A 17,369-nucleotide genomic window follows, 5' to 3' on the forward strand; every position below is an offset into this window, starting at 1 on the left:
CATGTTAGACGAAATAGAATTGAATCATATTATTGAGATGCTCGAGAAAGGTGAGACCGAGCATGCCCTCATGCATCTCGAGTCGCTCGAGAAGGAAGGGTCGGACGAAGACCGCCTGGCCATCGCTGACATCTACCTCGAACTCGGGCTCGCCGATCGGGCCGTGAACGTACTCGCGGCACTCTACGTCGACTACGCGGGCAATCCGCACGTCGCCTTGTCACTCGCCGAGGCCTACTTGGACAGCGACCGGGAAGAAGAGGCGATTGCCGTCCTCGAAAAGATTGATACGACAGACAAGGAAGCGCATATGCGCAGCCTCGTCTTGCTCGCTGATCTCTATCAATCTCAAGGGTTGGATGAGGTCGCGGTGAAGAAATTGATGGAGGCGCTTGAGGCGAATCCAGACGAACCGCTCCTCATCTATGGCCTAGCCGAGTTGTATGCGTCGATCGGTTCATTCGAACAGGCGGTCCCGCTCTATGCCCGTCTGCCGCACTTGCGCTTGCCGGAAGAACTCGACTATCAGGCGGACTACGCCGAGGCGCTGACGATGATCGGCTCGTTCGAAGAGGCGCTCAATGAGTATGAGAAAGCAAACGACCGCAACTTGAATACCGTGTTCGGTCACGCGATGACCGCCCATCGCATCGGTCGCGATGAAATCGCCGTGAAGCAGTTCGAGTCACTCCGGGCGATGGACCCGGACTTCACGTCGCTCTACTTGCCTTATACGGAAGCGCTCGACGCGCTCGGCCGCTTCGAAGAGGCATTGGATGTGATCGATCAGGGAATCGACCGTGACGACTACAACGACGAGTTGCGGACGGTGAAGGCGAAGCTGTTCTTGAAGCAAGGGCGGACGGACGAGGCGGTCACGGAACTCCGGGAAGCGCTCGCGCTGAACCCGGAATCGCTCCAGGCGACCGAGCTCCTCTTATCAGTCTTATTCGAATCGGGTGACATGGAGGCCGTCCTCGAGACGATCGACACGCTCGAAGAGCATTCGACGTCTCCGCTCATGACCTGGTACAAAGCGAAGGCGGCCTATGAACTCGAGGACTACGATCAAGCCGTCACGTTATACGGGTCGATCGAGCAAGTTTATAAAGAGGACGTGTCATTTGCCATCGAATGGGCTACACTATTGATAGAAGAAGGACAGCGTGCCGAAGCGCAACGAGTGCTCGAGCAAACGCTTGCGCTCACCGTCGATGTCGACGACCGCCAAGTTCTGGAGGAGCGGCTCGAACGGTTGACGGACCACGATTAATCGATACAAAGGAGATGGGGTCATATGGTCGAGCGGAAAAAGATGTTCTTAAAGCGATTCCTCGCTCATCATACGCTTCGCAAACGAGAAGCCAAGTGGATTATCGACTACTGGCTCAGACATCCAGAAAAACTCGGGAACGTTCATTTCGTCACGAACGCCTCGGTCTCACCGCGTAGCCTGATCATGACGGCGTACGGTTTTGACGGGGAACCGTTCCGTTACCGCCGGGGTGACCTCATCACGGTCAATCCCGAGAAGGCGTATCACGACATCCGGCTCCATGACGGCGCCATCTACGTGGAGCTCAACTTCCAAGGGATGATGATCGACGAAATGTGGATCGACATCGTTGAATTGAACCCGTTCGAACCCGTGGCCGAACTTAAGGATGAAGTGACGACGTCCGCGCAAACGGTCATCCGGGCCTCGGTCGCCCAGTTCGAGGAAGAACGTCTGCTCGTCGAAATCGACAAGGCGCTCGACCGGCGTGACGAGAAATTGTTCCGCAATTTGACGAGTCAGCTGCATCAAGTGCGAGCCTCAAAATTATTTTAATAAAAACAAGCGCTTCCGTTATGGTCGGCGCTTGTTTTTTGGTATATTAATGACGTAGGAATACACAATAATTTCACATTTCGTTCATAAGTTTCGCATAGGGAACGTTTGTAGGTACGCTACAATGGACATGATGATGTATGTCTGGAGGAGAGGAGGAGGAAGATGAGGTTCGATGGCATAGACGCGATGAAATCGCTGACAGAACGTCAATACGTCGACACGCTCGTCGTCCCACTCGTCGAACTGGCGTTTGATGAGGACATGGTGCGAAAAGCCGAAGGGAACGAAGTCATTCAGGCGGTGGCACTTGAGACCGAACGGCAACTGTCGGGACGGACGATGCTCAGCCCGACACTTAGTTACGTCGACGTGGACGCTGGCCGGGCGACGGCAGAAGCGGTACTCACGAAGGCGGTGTCCTCTGGGTTTTCCCACGTGTTGTTCATCTCCTCGGATTTGCGTTTCAAAGGGTCTGAACTGCCGATTATGTTTGTTCCGCCGCTTGCTTTAAAAGGCATGTCCGGCGAGCAGTCGCACACGATGGTTCAAAATTTTGCGACGCAAGTCATTACCGAGCTTTCGAGCCGTTGGATGGCGACATGAAGCGGTTGACGTGGAGGTTTTATTGATATACTATTTTGTTGAGTGAGAAATTTTTGTGAAGAATGCATAAAGAATTATGGGGTTATGCACACGAATGAGGGGGGAACGAAATGGCTCAAAATGGGTCAAAAGTCACACGCCGTCAGTTCTTAACGTATACGTTGACTGGTGTAGGTGGCTTTATGGCGGCAACATTGATCAGTCCGATGGTCAACTTTGCGATCGATCCGGTCTTAAAAAAATCGGGAGCGGGCGATAAAGTAAAAGTCATCAGTCTTGATGACATCACGACTGAGCCGCAACGTGTCGACTTTAAGAAACAAACGCAAGATGCTTGGTATGAATTTGAAGAAACGCTTTCGGCGTGGGTATTTAAAGATGAGAGCGGCGAGATCATCGCCTTGTCTCCAATTTGTACGCACCTCGGCTGTCAAGTAGGATATGGTGGAGACCCGACTCGACCGACAGAGTTCTTCTGCCCGTGTCACTTCGGTCGCTATGAGAAAGATGGAACGAACATTCCTGGTACGCCTCCGACTGCACCACTTGCACGCTACGAAAAAGAAGAAAAAGACGGCTTCCTATACTTGGGCAGTCCAGTCGCACAGTTGTGAGAGGGGGAATAGTCGATGTTACAAAAAATTTATGATTGGGTCGATGAACGCGTCGACATCACGCCGTTATGGCGCGACATCGCTGACCATGAAGTTCCAGAACACGTCAACCCTGCCCATCACTTTTCAGCATTTGTTTATTGCTTCGGCGGTCTGACGTTCTTCACGATCGTGATTCAAATTCTGTCAGGGATGTTCTTGACGATGTACTACGTACCAGACATCATCAACGCGCACGCGTCGGTGTACTATCTTCAAAACGAGATCGCACATGGACAAATCGTTCGTGGGATGCACCACTGGGGCGCATCGGTCGCCATCGTCATGTTGTTCTTACATACGCTCCGCGTATTCTTTACCGGATCGTATAAGAAACCGCGCGAACTCAACTGGGTCGTCGGTGTTCTCTTGTTCTTCGTCGTCTTGGCGCTCGGTCTTACAGGGTACTTGTTGCCGTGGGATATGAAAGCGTTGTTCGCGACGAAAGTTACGCTTCAAATTGCCGAGAGTGTCCCGGTCATTGGTGGCATTGCCAAGACGCTTCTCGCCGGTGGTGAGATCGTCGGCGCACGGACGCTCACGAACTTCTTCGCCATTCACGTCTTCTTCTTACCGGCGGCCTTGTTCGGACTCCTCGGAGCCCACTTCTTGATGATTCGTAAACAAGGGATTTCAGGACCGCTATAAGCCGATTCGAAGATATAAAGGGGGAGAAACGATATGCATCGCGGTAAAGGGATGAAATTTGTAACCGACTCTCGAGTAGGAATCTCGAATCGGAAACAAAATATTGCAAAAGACTATTCTGAATACCCAGGACGCACTGAGGCGTTCTGGCCGAACTTCTTGTTGAAAGAGTGGATGGTCGGTTCGGTCTTCTTGATCGGATTCATCGCCTTGACGATCGTCGAGGCACCACCGCTCCAAAACATCGCCGATCCAACGAACACATCTTACATTCCGTTACCGGACTGGTATTTCTTGTTCTTGTATCAATTGCTCAAATACCAATTCGCAGCAGGGGACTGGATCCTTCTTGGGACGGTCATCTTGCCAGGGGTCGCTTTCACGGCGCTCTTGATCGCACCATGGCTCGACCAAGGACTCGAACGCCGTCCGGCGAAACGTCCGGTCGCCATCAGCTTCATGCTTCTCGGCGTCTTGTCGATCTTCTACTTGACGTGGGAATCGGTTCAAACGACACATTGGGATCAAGTGCATGAACAAGGAATCTTGGAAGTACCGGGCGAGGGCCCTGAAATCGATACGGCCGCACCAGGTTACGAGATTTACTCGGCGCAGTCATGTGTGAACTGTCACGGTCAGAACCTCGAAGGCGGGGCAGCAGCTCCTGCACTCGTCGGCACTCAGTACACGGCCGAAGAGATCGCGGATATCGCGGTCAACGGTGTCGGTACGATGCCGGCCGGCCAATGGGACGGTTCGGATGAGGACCTCCAAGCCATGTCTGAATTCATCGCTTCATACGGTGAAGGCGGAGAAAACAACCAATAAACGATTGGTTCAAGAAGTGTGACCCGTCAAACGGGCCACACTTCTTTTTACTTTCGTTTCGTTGCGCTACAATGAAGAAAAAAAGGATGGAATACTCGAATGATACATATGTTGCGCCCGATCCTGACACACCGGCTCGTGTTAGGACTACTCTTTCTCATCAATCTGCTCGGCACGATCTACGGGTACGTCTGGTATGAGCCCCAGCTTCGCGATACGCCGCTCATCTATTGGCCGTTCGTACCGGACAGCCCGACGGCCTCGCTCTTCTTCACGATTGTGCTCGGCCTATGGCTCGCCGGAAAGAAGTCGCCGCTCATGGAGACGCTCGCCTTCGTGACGCTCATCAAGTATGGGGTGTGGGCCGTCATCATGAACCTCTTGTTCTTGCGAGAACTCGGTCCGGACGCCGAGACGTTCACCGTGCTCATGGCCGTCATGCTGATGGTGTCGCACGGAGCGATGGCGTTCCAGGCGCTGTTGTATGCACCGTTCATGACATGGACGGTTCGTTCGTTCGTTATGACGCTCGTCTGGGTCGTCCACAATGACGTCGTCGATTATGTGCTCGGCCAATGGCCGCGCTATCCGTCGCTCGCCGAGCATATCGCCTGGATCGGCTACGGTTCGTTCTGGTTGACGGGAATATGTTTTTTTATGGGATACCACCTCATCCTGCGCACTTCACTTGATAATAAGTTCATAAGAATGTAAAATCAGGGTATCAAATACACGCAGAGGTGATAGAGAACATGTCATTAGGTGGCTATATTTTCTATCTTGCACTGATTATGCTCATCCCATTATGGGCCCAGATGCGAGTGAAAAGTACGTACAAAAAATTTCTTCAACAACCGATTCAAAGCGGCGTCACCGGCGCCCAAGTCGCTGACTTCATCATGAAACAAAACGGCGTCAACAACGTCCGCATCGAGATGGTCGACGGACTGATGAGTGACCATTACGATCCGGTCAATAAAGTCGTCCGTCTCTCACGTGAAGTGTATCAAGGCTCGACGATCTCATCGGCTGCGATTGCGGCCCACGAGATCGGCCACGTCATTCAAGATGCGACCGACTATAAGATGATGCGTGTCCGCCACCGGCTCGTGCCGGTCGTGAACATCACGTCGAACTTGTCGTTCCCGCTTCTCTTAGGTGGTTTCTTGCTCGGCGCGATGGGCCTCGCCCAACTCGGTGTCGTCATGATGCTCGGGGCGGTCGTGTTCCAACTCGTCACACTCCCAGTCGAATTCGATGCCTCGAAACGGGCCATGGCTGAACTGACGAGCCACGGAATCGTCACGGCAACCGAAGAGTCGGGTGCGCGCAAAGTGCTCAACGCGGCAGCATGGACGTACGTGGCGGCAACGCTCGTCGCCGTCGCCGAATTGATCCGCTTGGCACTCATCGTCTTCATGCCACGTGATGAGTAGAATCAACGGTCCCGTCTCGCGACGGGACTTTTTTTATCATGTTTGGAAAGGGGACCGAGATGTCAAAACCACAGTTGACGAAGGCGGGTCGTCTGCGTCTGATCGAACAACTCGAGACGCTTCGCATCGAGGGTCGGCGTGAAGCGCTCGAACGTGTCAAGGCGGCCCGGAAATTTTGTGACTTTCGAGAAGATGTGACGTACTTTGACGCAGTGCGTGAACAAGAGCGGATCGAGACGAAAATCAGCGAACTAGAGCGGACGCTCGCCGCTGCCGTCGTCGTGGAAGAGGAAGCGACTGCCGGAGAGGTTGGATTCGGCGACACGGTGACGTTGCGAGAACTGCCGGATGGTGACACCGAGACGTACCAAATCGTCGGCGAGCTCGAGGCTGATCTGGCAAACGGGTCGATCTCCGCGACATCACCGCTCGGCAGTGGTTTGATGGGAGCTACCGTCGGTCAAACCGTCTCCATCGCTTCACCGGGCGGCACGCTCACGTTTGAGATTGTCCGCATCGAACGATAATGAAACAACGCCCAGTTCATTCGAACGGGGCGTTGTGCGTCGTGACTTATTTCAAAGGAATCCGGTTCTCATCGAACGTGAAGCCTTCACCACCGACCTCATAGACGTGGTGGAACGTGATGAAGGCGTGCGGGTCGATTTGTTTGACGATCGTCTTCAACCGGTTCACTTCGTTCCGCCCGACGACGACGTAGAGGACTTCAAGTTCCTTGTTCGAATAGCCGCCTTTGGCGAGAAGACGGGTCGTCCCGCGGTTCATCGTGGCGTGGATGCCGTCGGCGATGGCCGTCCGATGGTCGCTGATGATCATGGCAGCCTTCCCGGCATACGTCCCTTCCTGCATCGAGTCGATGACGCGGGCCCCGATATAGACGGCGAGGAGCGTATACATCGCCTCGCGAATATCAAGATACGTCAAACTGAGGACGATGACGAAAAAGTCGAACACGAGGAACGTCTTGCCGATCGACCAGCCGACGTAACGTTGCACGAGCCGGGCAATGATGTCGACGCCTCCGGTCGTGCCGCCGTTATTGAAGATGATCCCAAGACCGACCCCGATGAACAGGCCGGCGAACAAACTCGCGAGCACCATGTCGTCCGTCAAATCGATGACGAGGTTTGAGTACTTGGCAATGAGGGCGTACCAGAGCGAGAAGCTGAACGTCCCGATGAGCGTGTAGATGAACGTCGTCCGCCCGAGCAGCTTATAGCTGACGAAGAAGAGCGGGATGTTGAGCACCAAGTTCGTGATCGATGGCGACCAATCGAACAAGCCCCGCAGAATCAAGGTGATGCCTGTGAAGCCGCCTTCCGCCAAGTTGTTCTGGACGTTGAAGTGGTAGACACCGAACGCGAAAATAAAGGAACCAATCAAAATGAAGAATATATTGCGAAACCGAATCGGTAATTGTACCGTCATCTGGTTCACCTCCCATCTAGTAGCGTACTCGAAAAACCTCTCGATTGCCTACCCTGAACATATGACAATCGAGACGGAGTCCGATATACTTTTCACAGAAGAGGTGATTTTATGAAAATAGTAGCAATTGGGGCCCATCCGGACGACATTGAGATCGGCATCGCCGGTATGACCGCCCAATGGACCGAGGACGGGATCGAGGTCCTATACGTCGATTTGACGAGAGCCGAACTGTCATCGAACGGGGACGTCGTCACCCGGGGGAAAGAAGCCGAAACGGCCGACCGTGTGCTCGGTATCCGGCGTGTGAACCTCGGTTTTCCGGACCGGGGTTTGACAGGGGACAATGAACAAGTCGAGGCGCTCGTCCGTTTGATTCGGACCGAACGTCCGACACATGTCTTTTATCCATACGGCGTCGACCGCCATCCTGACCATGGGGCTTGCGCCCGACTCGTCGAGGAGGCGCTCTTTAACGCAGGAATCCGTAAATTTATGCCGGACGTCGCCGCGTATCGACCGGCGAGCGTCTATCAATATATGATCAACGCCCATACGACGCCTGACGTCTGCATCGACATCACGGCGACGATCGAACATAAACTAAACGCTTTACGGGCTTATGCCAGTCAGTTCACACCAGTCGACGGTGTGGCGACGCCGCTCACGGACGCCTATCTCGATCGGGTGTTGGCACGGGAACGTCATTTCGGCAGTTTGATCGGCACGGAGTACGCCGAAGGGCTCATGACGACCCGTCCGTACGTTGTCACGAAGGCGGGTGAGCTCGCATGAGACTACGCATCGGGGTCCTTTGTTATCCGTCGGTCGGAGGTTCGGGCATACTCGCCACCGAGCTCGGCATGAAGCTCGCCGACCGGGGGCATGACGTTCATTTCATCACGTCGAGCATCCCGTTCCGACTGAATGCCTACCATCCGAATATCACGTTTCACCAAGTCGAGATCAACCAATACTCGGTGTTCCGCTATCCGCCGTACGACATCACGCTCGCCTCGAAAATCGCGAGCGTCATCCAGGCGTTCGGGCTTGATGTCATTCATGCCCACTACGCGGTGCCGCACGCTGTCTGTGCCGCCCTCGGGCGCGAGATGGCCGGGACGAAGACGCCGATCGTGTCGACGCTCCACGGGACCGATATCACCGTGCTCGGGGAAGACGAAGAACTCAAGCCGGCCATCCTTTATGGGTTGCGTCAATCGAACGCGATCACGGCCGTCTCGGATAGCTTGAAACAAGAGACGCTCGAGCGGATCGGGTCCGATTTGTCGATTGACGTCATCCATAACTTTATCGATGAGGCCGTCTATCAACCGCAGGCCGATACATCGCTTCGCGAACGATACGGTTTATCGGAACAGGACCGGGTCGTCATCCATATCTCAAACTTCCGTCAAGTGAAGCGAATCGACCTCGTGCTCGAATCGTTCCAGCAGATGAACGTGCCGCACAAAAAACTGCTCCTCGTCGGTGACGGCCCGCTCATGGGAGCGATGCGCCGCCTCGTGAGCGAGATGGGGCTCGAAGAGCAAGTCATCTTCGCCGGGAAGCAAGAGCAAGTGGCGGCACTTCTATCGATGTGCGACGTCCATATCCTGTTGTCGGACAAAGAGGCGTTCGGCCTCGTCGCCCTCGAGGCGATGGCGACGGGTGTACCGTCGGTCGTCAGCGATGCGGGCGGATTGCCGGAAGTCATCACCGACGGCGTGGAAGGGTTTGTCGTCAAACGCGGCGACGCGCCCGCGGCGACGAAAGCGCTCGAAGCAATCTTGCTCGATGGGGAACTGCATGCACGCTTCCGCACGAACGGACTCGAGCGGGCCAAACAGTTCGCCTCGGCCGATATCGTCACGGCGTATGAATCGCTTTATGAACAGGTGGTGGGCCGATGACGGAATGGGAATACGCCAAACGAATCATCGAAACGATCAACACCCACGGCGGCGAAGCGTACATCGTCGGGGGGGCCGTCCGTGACTATATGCTCGGTACGCTTCCGGATGATATCGATATCGCCACGTCGCTCTTCCCGGACGAAGTCATGCGCTTGTTCCCGAAATCGGTACCGACCGGGATTGACCACGGCACGGTGACGGTCATCCTCGACCATCATCCGTTCGAAGTGACGACGTTCCGCTCGGAAGGGACGTACTCGGACTCGAGACGACCCGATCATGTTTCGCTCGGCGTTTCGCTTGAAGAAGATATGAAACGGCGTGACTTCACCATGAACGCGATGGCGTTCCACGACGGCAACGTCGTCGACTTGTTCGGCGGACGGATGGACCTCGAGGCACGTGTCATTCGGACCGTCGGCAGCCCCTATGAACGCTTCAACGAGGACGCGCTCCGCATCATGCGGGCGTTCCGCTTCATGGCCCAGCTCGATTTCCGGCTCGACGAAGACGTGCAACGGGCTTCACGCGAACTCGGCCACAAACTGCAAGACATCGCGATGGAACGGGTCGCCATCGAGTTCGAGAAGTTGATGATGGGCCCGGCATACCGAAAGGCGCTCGCGGCGATACTTGACCTCGGCATCCATCAATACTTGCCGAACGTCACGGAGACGCTCATCCGCCGTGTCATCGCCGACAAGCGGACCCCGGTCGACCCGGTCGGGGGCTGGGCGTTGTTCGTCTATTATGCTGACGCCACCGATTGGCTGACACCGTGGAAACGCTCGAACGCACTGAAGCGGGAGGCGGGCGTGCTCGCGCGTCTGTTCGACAGCGGGCTCGACACGTTCACCATCTATGAGACGACGCCGGAGACGCTAGCGACATACTTGCGGATGTCCGGACGAAGCGAGACGGCCGAACAGTTGAAGCGGCAGTTGCCGATCCAGTCGCGCCGGGAACTCCGATTCGATGGTCGCGATGCGCTACATCTCGGTGCCCGGGGACCGCTCATCAAACAGCTGCTCGCCCACGTTGAGCGGCTCGTGCTCATTGGCGAGCTCGCCAATGAGCCGGAACCGTTACGAAAGGAGGCCGAACAATGGCTTCGACACGCGGAAAAGTCTTAAATCTGTTGCAGGACGGGGCCGTCTGGAGCGGTCAAGAGTTGGCCCGCCAATTAAATATTTCACGTACCGCCATTTGGAAGCATATCGAGACGTTAAAACAAGACGGGTATGCGATTGAAACGATTCCTCGAAAAGGGTATCAATTGTTCGGTCAGACCGACCGGCTCGATGAACCGGCGTTCGTATCGTTCCGAAAAGGGCGGTTCGGACAAGTCGTCCATGCGTTTGAGCAAATCGACACGACCCAACGCATCGCCCATGAATTGGCGCAAAAGGGCGTCCTCGAAGGAACGCTCGTCATCAGCGAAGAGCAGACAGCGGGCCGAGGCCAACTCGGCCGGAACTGGTATAATCCGAGCCACGTCAATATCGCGGCGAGCGTGATTTTGCGGCCGGCGTTGCCGATTCGAGACGCCTCGAAGCTGACGCTCATGGCGGCGAGCGCGTTCGCGCGCGCCCTGCACGCGCAAGGCATCCCGGCCACCATCAAATGGCCGAACGACTTGTTGCTCAACGGGAAAAAAATCGGCGGCATCTTGACCGAGATGCAGACGGAGGGTGACCGGATTCAAGCCGTCATCCTCGGCTTCGGGATGAACGTCAACAGCGAGGTCATCCCGGAAGAGCTCGCGCATCGGGCCACATCGATCAAACTCGAGACGAATCAGACGCATCGCAGAAGCGAGCTGCTTGCCAACTTACTCGCCGAGCTTGAAAGCGAATATGACTTGTTCCTTGAGTCTGGGTTCGGCCCTGTGCGCAAGCATTGGCTCGAGCATGCCGCTTATCTGAACGAATCGATCACGTTGACGGCGTCAGGTAAGCCGAGGTATGGAACGATGCGCGGTATTTCGGAAGAAGGCGCACTCCTTTTGGAACAAGAAGGAATCATCGAGCCGATTTATTCGGCGGAGATCGCAGTTTGGAATGATTGATGGAAACGGGTTCGTGGTCTATAATGAATGTGCCGGACGCTATCGCTCGCGAAGTGTACCGGAACTGCAGACCGCCACTCTATATTTTGTCTGCCTTGATCATTTTGACAGGGACAGAAGGACACTCAACTACTTGAGATCGTTTTCGTGCGCCTTCTTACCATTCGTGTAGGAAGGCGTTTTTTGTAACCTGTCTCCACATTTAGGAGGAGAACCATATGCACACGATGACTTCGTTATTGAAGAAGATGAAGCAAGAAGAGAAATTGGTCATGTTGACGGCCTACGATTATCCGTCGGCGAAACTGGCCGAGGCAGCAGGGGTCGACATCATTTTAGTCGGGGACTCGCTCGGAATGGTCGTGCTCGGCTACGATTCGACGATTCCGGTGACGACTTCGGACATGGTGCACCATGCCAAGGCCGTACGCCGCGGGGCACGCGACACGTTCGTCGTCGTCGATATGCCGTTTGCGACATATCATGGCGACTTCGACCGCACGCTTCAAGCGGCCGCGACGTTGTTCCAAGACGGTCAGGCCGATGCCATCAAACTTGAAGGGGCCGGCGAGGTGCTCGAAACGATCGAACGTCTGACGAAAGTCGGTATGCCGTGTGTGGCCCACCTTGGCCTCACCCCACAATCGGTCGGTGTGCTTGAAGGCTATAAAGTACAAGGCAAATCGCTCGAGGATGCCGAACAGTTGATCGCCGACAGTCTCGAGGCCGAACGGGTCGGTGCGAAGATGCTCGTTCTCGAGTGTGTGCCACATCAATTGGCCAAAAAGATTGCCGAGGCACTTACAATCCCGGTCATCGGCATCGGTGCCGGTGCCGACGTGGACGGTCAAGTGCTCGTCTATCACGATATCTTGAAATATGGCGTCGACCGTCTGCCGAAGTTCGTCGAGGCGTATGCCGATGTGAACGAGGTCGCGACGACGGCAATCCGCAATTATGTCGAGGCGACGAAAGACGGCTCGTTCCCGCTCGAACGGCACACGTTCACGATGGATGAGTCGCTGCTCGACACGCTCTACGGGGGCAAGGCATGAACATCGTCACGACACCACATGACTTACAGAAACTGTTGACCGACGCCGGGACGATCGGTTTCGTCCCGACGATGGGTTATTTGCATGAAGGGCACCTCAGTCTCGTCGAGGCGGCCAAGTCAGAGAACGACCTCGTCGTCATGAGCATCTTCGTCAACCCGACCCAGTTCGGTCCGAACGAGGACCTCGACCGCTATCCGCGTGATTTCGAGCGGGACGAGGCGCTCGCCCGCGAGGCGGGTGTCGACGTCTTGTTCTACCCGAACACGGAGACGATGTATCCGCTCGACATGGCTCGTGTCACGGTACGTACCGGCGCAGATGTTCTCTGCGGAGCGAGCCGGCCCGGTCATTTCGATGGCGTTTTGACCGTCGTGTCCAAGCTGTTCAACTTGGTCCGTCCGACGCGCGCTTATTTTGGTTTGAAGGACGCGCAACAAGTCGCCTTGATCGAAGGATACGTCCGTGACTATTTCGTCCCGGTCAAGATTCGACGCTGTCCAATCATCCGTGAAGAATCAGGTCTCGCCAAGTCGTCCCGGAACGTCTATTTGTCGGAGACGGAGAAGGCGGATGCGAGTGACATCAACCGTGCCTTGATCGAGGCGCGAGACGCCCTTGCGCAAGGTGAGACGATTCAAGATGTGAAAGCACATCTCGAGGAACGCCTGAAGAACGTCCCAAACAGTACGATCGACTATATCGAGATCAAAGACTACCCGACGTTGACCGAGGTGACCTCCGCGTCGACCGAACTATTGATTGCCGTAGCGGTGCAGTTCGAACGGGCCCGCTTGATTGATAATGTGATTTGGAAGAGAGGATGAATCCAATGATTCGAACATTTATGCACGCGAAACTACACAAAGCGACCGTCACCGAGGCGAACTTGCATTACGTCGGTTCAATCACAATCGATGAAGATTTGATGGACGCGGTCGGCATCATGGAAAACGAACATGTGCACATCACGAACAACCATAACGGAGCTCGTATCGAGACGTATGTCATCAAAGGAGAACGAGGTTCGGGTGTCGTCTGTCTGAACGGGGCAGCGGCCCGCCACTTCCAAGTCGGAGATGTCGTCATTATCATGGCGTACGGCCAAATGACAGCCGAGGAAGCGAAACAGCATCGTCCGAAAGTCGCCGTCTTGAACGAACGGAACGAGATCGATCAACTTCTTTATGAAGAGATCGCCCATACGATTCTATGACACGAGCGGGGATGTCCGATAGAGGCATCCCCGTTTTTTCGTGTATCGTTCTATGGTAAGATGAGACAGACAGAAAGCACGAGCGTGCCGAAGATGGGATGGATGTTATGGACACCTATGTGATAGTGGATTTGGAGACGACTGGTCATTCCGTCAAGTCCGGCGACGAACTGATTGAATTTGCGGCGGTGGTCGTTCAAGGGAGTGAAGTGATTGAGCGCTACAGTACCTTGATTCGCCCGAGTCGCCCAATCCCGCCTTTTATCACGCAGTTGACGACGATCACGAACCAAGACGTGGCAGAAGCCCCGACGTTTGAGGAAGTGATCCCAGATATATGGAAGATGCTCGATGGGCGAATATTCGTCGCCCACAACGTGTCTTTCGATTTGAATTTTTTAAATGAAAGCCTCGAGCAAGCCGGGTACTTGCCGTTCCAAGGGCGAGCGATCGATACGGTCGAGCTGGCCCGGATCTTATACCCGACGCTTGAGAGCCATGCGCTCGAGTCGCTCGCCGAGACGTTTGATCTCGTGCATACTGACGCGCACCGGGCGCTCAGCGATGCCGAGGCGACGGCGGAACTGTTCATTCGTTTGATTGAACGGTTGCGCGCCTTGCCACTCGTGACGTTACAACAGTTACGACGCCTGTCCGAGTCATGGACGAGCAACGTCGAACCGCTCCTCGACGAGTTGATTCTTGAGGTTGGGATCCGAGCCGACGATGAGACGACGTTCGATATTCATCGGAAAATCGCACTCCGACGTCTCGTCGATACGTTCGAACCCGCTGTCGAACGCGAACCGTTCGAGCCGTTTCTTCACCGTACGATCGAAGAGACGCTTCCGGCACTATTCGGTCAATTTGAACCGCGTCAAAGTCAGTTCGAGATGATGCGACACGTCTATAAGGCGCTCGACGACGAGGCGACGCTGTTGATCGAGGCGGGTACGGGGACCGGAAAGACATTGGCGTATTTGATTCCGAGCGCACACCACGCCCTCGAGACGAAGCGCCCGGTCGTCGTCAGCACACATACGATTCAGTTGCAAGAACAGTTGTTGAATCGAGATTTACCAATCTTAAAAGCGATTTTCCCTGAAATCGAGTTCACACTTTTGAAAGGGAGACGCAACTACATCGACCTCCGAAAGTTCGAGATGATTCTCGAAGAAACGAATGACGGGCTGCTCCCGGCGATGTGCAAGGCGATGGTCCTCGTCTGGTTGACCGAGACCGAGACGGGGGACTTGGAAGAGTTGTCATTGCCCGGTGCGGCGTCACAAGGGCCGGCCTCGTTCAAACGGCTGATCCAGGCCGATGCAGCCTCTGACTTCGGTCGCTTCGACCCTTGGTATAGCCGTGACTTCTTCACCCGGGCCGTCTTGCGCTCGAAAGAGGCCGATATCATCGTGACGAACCATGCTTTGTTGTTCTCTGATTTGCAACACCAGGCTGGGATTCTCCCGACCGATACGCCACTCGTCTTGGACGAGGCGCATCAAGTCGAGGAAGTCGCGTCGCATCACTTCGGAGTCACGTTTGACGCGATTCAATTTGACCGCTTGTTCAAATGGTTCGGCTACGGTGCCGACGGCAAGTTTCATTCGCGCGTGCTCGGGCTCGCCGATTTGACGTCCGTCTCGGAAGAGGCGGAGGCGTTTAGCAAAGCGACCGATCAAGCACTCGCCCGCGTCGACGATGAGCTGAACGATTTGCTCACGGCGCTCCAGTCGCTCGGGAAAAAGCGGGAGCAACGTCAAACCGTCCGCTTCGAGCGGGAAGGGGAACCGTTCCGACCGATTCGTGAAGTGGCGAAACGGCTCGAGGACCGACTGCGCACGTTACGGACGACATTGCGACAACTGCACCGTCTCCTCGATGAGCATAAAGAGCATATGACGTTCAAACAACGGGCCGTGCTCGGTGATTTGAAGGCGTTCATCGGCGACGTGCGCGATATCGAGAGCGTCCTCTACGAGACGATGCTCACGCGAGACGACGATGCCGTCAGTTGGGTTGAGCTCAATCTGGCTAATCGCAAGTTGACCTCGGTGTACACCCAGCCGGTCGAGATCGGACCGCTCCTGCATGAGCGGCTGTTCGCCAAACGGCCGACCATCCTGACGTCGGCGACGATGACCGTCTCAGGACGATTCGGCTTCATCGAGCGGCGTCTCGGACTCGATGGGGAAAACGTTCGCCGCGTCGTCCTGGCGTCCCCGTTTGATTTCAAGAAGCAAGCGAAACTGTTCGTCCCGTCCGATATCCCGCTCATCAACGAAGTTCCGTTGCCGCGGTTCGTCGAGCAGATCGCGGACTCGATCGCCCAAATCGCCAACGTGACGAAAGGACGGATGCTCGTCTTGTTCACGTCGAACGAACTGTTGCGTTTGACGCACGAGGCTGTCAAAGACCAATTGGATGAGGCGTACACGCTCCTCGCCCAAGGCGTCAGCGGCGGATCGCGAAGCCGCTTGACGAAACAGTTCAAACGGATCGACCAGTCGATTTTGTTCGGAACGGCAAGTTTTTGGGAAGGGGTCGATATTCCGGGCGAGGCACTCACCTGCCTCATCATCGTCCGGCTTCCGTTCGCGCCGCCCGACCAGCCGGTCATGCAGGCTCGGTCCGAGAAAATCGAGGCGACCGGTAAATCGTCTTTCTTTGAACTATCGCTTCCGCAAGCGGTCATCCGCTTCAAGCAAGGGGTCGGTCGCCTAATCCGTTCGAAAGAGGATTACGGCGCCATCTTCGTCTTCGACCGTCGCGTCGAGACAACGCGTTATGGCAAGCAGTTCATCAACAGTCTACCGTCCGTCGATCGAATTGACGGACCGCTCGAGACCGCCCTCGCTGAACTTGAGCTGTTTTTAGACGAGAAAGAGAAGACCGGGTTAGGAAATCAGAGATAACGCTAGGCATCGTGAAATTATCGCTTTATAATAATGGGTATAGTGTTTTTTGAAGGAGGAGTAATCATGAATTCGAATATTGAGACGTTGGCGACGGTTCGAATCGAGCCGACGGCAGACGTCTACAAAATCGTCGACTTGTTGAATCGTACGTTGAAGAGCCAAGATTTAATGTTCGGTCTTGCTTTAGAGAAAAAAGTGAATGATCCGAAGAAAGAAGAGATGGTGTTCACCATCTATCGGACGGAATGACACGGAAGACAAAAGTAGTGATTGCGTTCATGACGGCACTCATCGGTGTCGTCATCGTATTTAGTGGCATTTATTGGTTCACGGTCGGCCACACCGAGCGGACGAAAGAGAAAATGATCGAGGAAGCGCGCGAGCGACTCGTCGACGAGCAACCGTCCGTCTCGATTGAACGGGCCGAACTGTTTAACGGGACAGAACCGTATGTCGTCTTCGAGGAGACGGATCGGGTCCAGTTCGTGCCGGTCGACGACAAGTTGCCAATCGAGACACGGGACATCGCAACGGTCGACTCAGAACAAATCTGTGCCGATTCGGTCGCAGAGACCGGCGGTACGCTCGTCAGCTGTAAATATGGCTTCGATGAACGGGCATTGATCGAAGTCGTGACAAAAGCGGGCACGTCTTACACGTACTCGTACTATACGCTCCAAGCGGGCGAATTCATTCGACGGGTCCAATTGACGGACTCGCCTTGACGAAACTAGAGGGGGAT

20 protein-coding genes are annotated in these 17,369 nt (G+C 55.1%); 19 read left to right on the forward strand and 1 reads right to left on the reverse strand.

The window, feature by feature from the left end; genetic code table 11:
- Position 1 precedes the first annotated feature (1 nt).
- The 9 genes from AC13H5_RS06705 (at position 2) to AC13H5_RS06745 (ending at position 6,529) form a co-directional block, all read left to right on the forward strand.
- The gene (locus AC13H5_RS06705) at positions 2 to 1,273 is read left to right on the forward strand and encodes a tetratricopeptide repeat protein (protein ID WP_214752763.1); all 1,272 of its coding nucleotides are present in this window, start codon (positions 2 to 4) and stop codon (positions 1,271 to 1,273) included.
- Positions 1,274 to 1,297: 24 nt separating this feature from the next.
- Entirely contained in the window at positions 1,298 to 1,831 is a 534-nt protein-coding gene (locus AC13H5_RS06710; protein WP_034777333.1) for a ReoY family proteolytic degradation factor, read from the forward strand.
- 165 nt (positions 1,832 to 1,996) lie between these two features.
- On the forward strand, positions 1,997 to 2,437 hold the full coding sequence (locus tag AC13H5_RS06715; RefSeq protein ID WP_214707512.1) for a DUF2487 family protein: 441 nt from the start codon (positions 1,997 to 1,999) through the stop codon (positions 2,435 to 2,437).
- A 110-nt stretch (positions 2,438 to 2,547) separates the two neighbouring features.
- Complete coding sequence (locus AC13H5_RS06720) at positions 2,548 to 3,051, forward strand: QcrA and Rieske domain-containing protein (RefSeq protein WP_021067208.1); 504 nt, start codon at positions 2,548 to 2,550, stop codon at positions 3,049 to 3,051.
- A 15-nt stretch (positions 3,052 to 3,066) separates the two neighbouring features.
- The gene (qcrB, locus tag AC13H5_RS06725; RefSeq protein WP_021067209.1) at positions 3,067 to 3,738 is read left to right on the forward strand and encodes a menaquinol-cytochrome c reductase cytochrome b subunit; all 672 of its coding nucleotides are present in this window, start codon (positions 3,067 to 3,069) and stop codon (positions 3,736 to 3,738) included.
- 33 nt (positions 3,739 to 3,771) lie between these two features.
- A complete protein-coding gene (locus AC13H5_RS06730; protein WP_021067210.1) occupies positions 3,772 to 4,566 on the forward strand; it encodes a menaquinol-cytochrome c reductase cytochrome b/c subunit in 795 nt (264 codons plus the stop codon).
- A gap of 99 nt (positions 4,567 to 4,665) precedes the next feature.
- Entirely contained in the window at positions 4,666 to 5,280 is a 615-nt protein-coding gene (locus AC13H5_RS06735) for a DUF1405 domain-containing protein (protein WP_214752765.1), read from the forward strand.
- 38 nt (positions 5,281 to 5,318) lie between these two features.
- The gene (locus AC13H5_RS06740) at positions 5,319 to 6,002 is read left to right on the forward strand and encodes a zinc metallopeptidase (protein WP_034777336.1); all 684 of its coding nucleotides are present in this window, start codon (positions 5,319 to 5,321) and stop codon (positions 6,000 to 6,002) included.
- A 59-nt stretch (positions 6,003 to 6,061) separates the two neighbouring features.
- Complete coding sequence (locus AC13H5_RS06745; RefSeq protein ID WP_483546487.1) at positions 6,062 to 6,529, forward strand: GreA/GreB family elongation factor; 468 nt, start codon at positions 6,062 to 6,064, stop codon at positions 6,527 to 6,529.
- Between the two features lie 46 nt (positions 6,530 to 6,575).
- Here AC13H5_RS06745 and AC13H5_RS06750 read toward each other — a convergent pair whose 3' ends face one another.
- Positions 6,576 to 7,451 (reverse strand): YitT family protein, encoded by an 876-nt coding sequence (locus tag AC13H5_RS06750; RefSeq protein WP_483546488.1) that lies wholly within the window; start codon positions 7,449 to 7,451, stop codon positions 6,576 to 6,578.
- A 111-nt stretch (positions 7,452 to 7,562) separates the two neighbouring features.
- Between AC13H5_RS06750 and bshB1 the strand changes: the two genes are divergently transcribed.
- The 10 genes from bshB1 to AC13H5_RS06800 all read left to right on the forward strand — a co-directional run bounded on the left by bshB1 (position 7,563) and on the right by AC13H5_RS06800 (position 17,352).
- A complete protein-coding gene (gene bshB1 / locus AC13H5_RS06755; RefSeq protein WP_483546489.1) occupies positions 7,563 to 8,246 on the forward strand; it encodes a bacillithiol biosynthesis deacetylase BshB1 in 684 nt (227 codons plus the stop codon).
- Positions 8,243 to 9,364 (forward strand): N-acetyl-alpha-D-glucosaminyl L-malate synthase BshA, encoded by a 1,122-nt coding sequence (bshA, locus tag AC13H5_RS06760; protein ID WP_483546490.1) that lies wholly within the window; start codon positions 8,243 to 8,245, stop codon positions 9,362 to 9,364. The genes bshB1 and bshA overlap by 4 nt, the downstream gene beginning before the upstream one ends.
- Positions 9,361 to 10,500 carry a CCA tRNA nucleotidyltransferase gene (locus AC13H5_RS06765; RefSeq protein ID WP_483546491.1) on the forward strand — a complete coding sequence of 380 codons (1,140 nt, stop codon included), beginning with the start codon at positions 9,361 to 9,363 and terminating at the stop codon, positions 10,498 to 10,500. The genes bshA and AC13H5_RS06765 overlap by 4 nt, the downstream gene beginning before the upstream one ends.
- Positions 10,473 to 11,435 carry a biotin--[acetyl-CoA-carboxylase] ligase gene (locus tag AC13H5_RS06770; protein ID WP_214752773.1) on the forward strand — a complete coding sequence of 321 codons (963 nt, stop codon included), beginning with the start codon at positions 10,473 to 10,475 and terminating at the stop codon, positions 11,433 to 11,435. The genes AC13H5_RS06765 and AC13H5_RS06770 overlap by 28 nt, the downstream gene beginning before the upstream one ends.
- Positions 11,436 to 11,653: 218 nt before the next feature.
- Entirely contained in the window at positions 11,654 to 12,490 is an 837-nt protein-coding gene (gene panB / locus AC13H5_RS06775) for a 3-methyl-2-oxobutanoate hydroxymethyltransferase (RefSeq protein ID WP_215190186.1), read from the forward strand.
- Positions 12,487 to 13,317 carry a pantoate--beta-alanine ligase gene (gene panC, locus AC13H5_RS06780; protein WP_215190185.1) on the forward strand — a complete coding sequence of 277 codons (831 nt, stop codon included), beginning with the start codon at positions 12,487 to 12,489 and terminating at the stop codon, positions 13,315 to 13,317. The genes panB and panC overlap by 4 nt, the downstream gene beginning before the upstream one ends.
- A 5-nt stretch (positions 13,318 to 13,322) precedes the next feature.
- Positions 13,323 to 13,706, forward strand: a complete 384-nt coding sequence (gene panD, locus AC13H5_RS06785) for an aspartate 1-decarboxylase (RefSeq protein ID WP_021067221.1) — start codon at positions 13,323 to 13,325, stop codon at positions 13,704 to 13,706.
- 107 nt (positions 13,707 to 13,813) lie between these two features.
- On the forward strand, positions 13,814 to 16,624 hold the full coding sequence (dinG, locus tag AC13H5_RS06790; RefSeq protein WP_214752775.1) for an ATP-dependent DNA helicase DinG: 2,811 nt from the start codon (positions 13,814 to 13,816) through the stop codon (positions 16,622 to 16,624).
- Between the two features lie 66 nt (positions 16,625 to 16,690).
- Positions 16,691 to 16,876 carry a YpmA family protein gene (locus AC13H5_RS06795; RefSeq protein WP_016509977.1) on the forward strand — a complete coding sequence of 62 codons (186 nt, stop codon included), beginning with the start codon at positions 16,691 to 16,693 and terminating at the stop codon, positions 16,874 to 16,876.
- 17 nt (positions 16,877 to 16,893) lie between these two features.
- Positions 16,894 to 17,352, forward strand: coding sequence for a hypothetical protein (locus AC13H5_RS06800; protein WP_235420184.1), 459 nt, complete (start codon positions 16,894 to 16,896; stop codon positions 17,350 to 17,352).
- The last annotated feature ends 17 nt before the right edge of the window (positions 17,353 to 17,369 follow it).

Source organism: Exiguobacterium sp. FD-YE-25-4 (assembly GCF_057004685.1).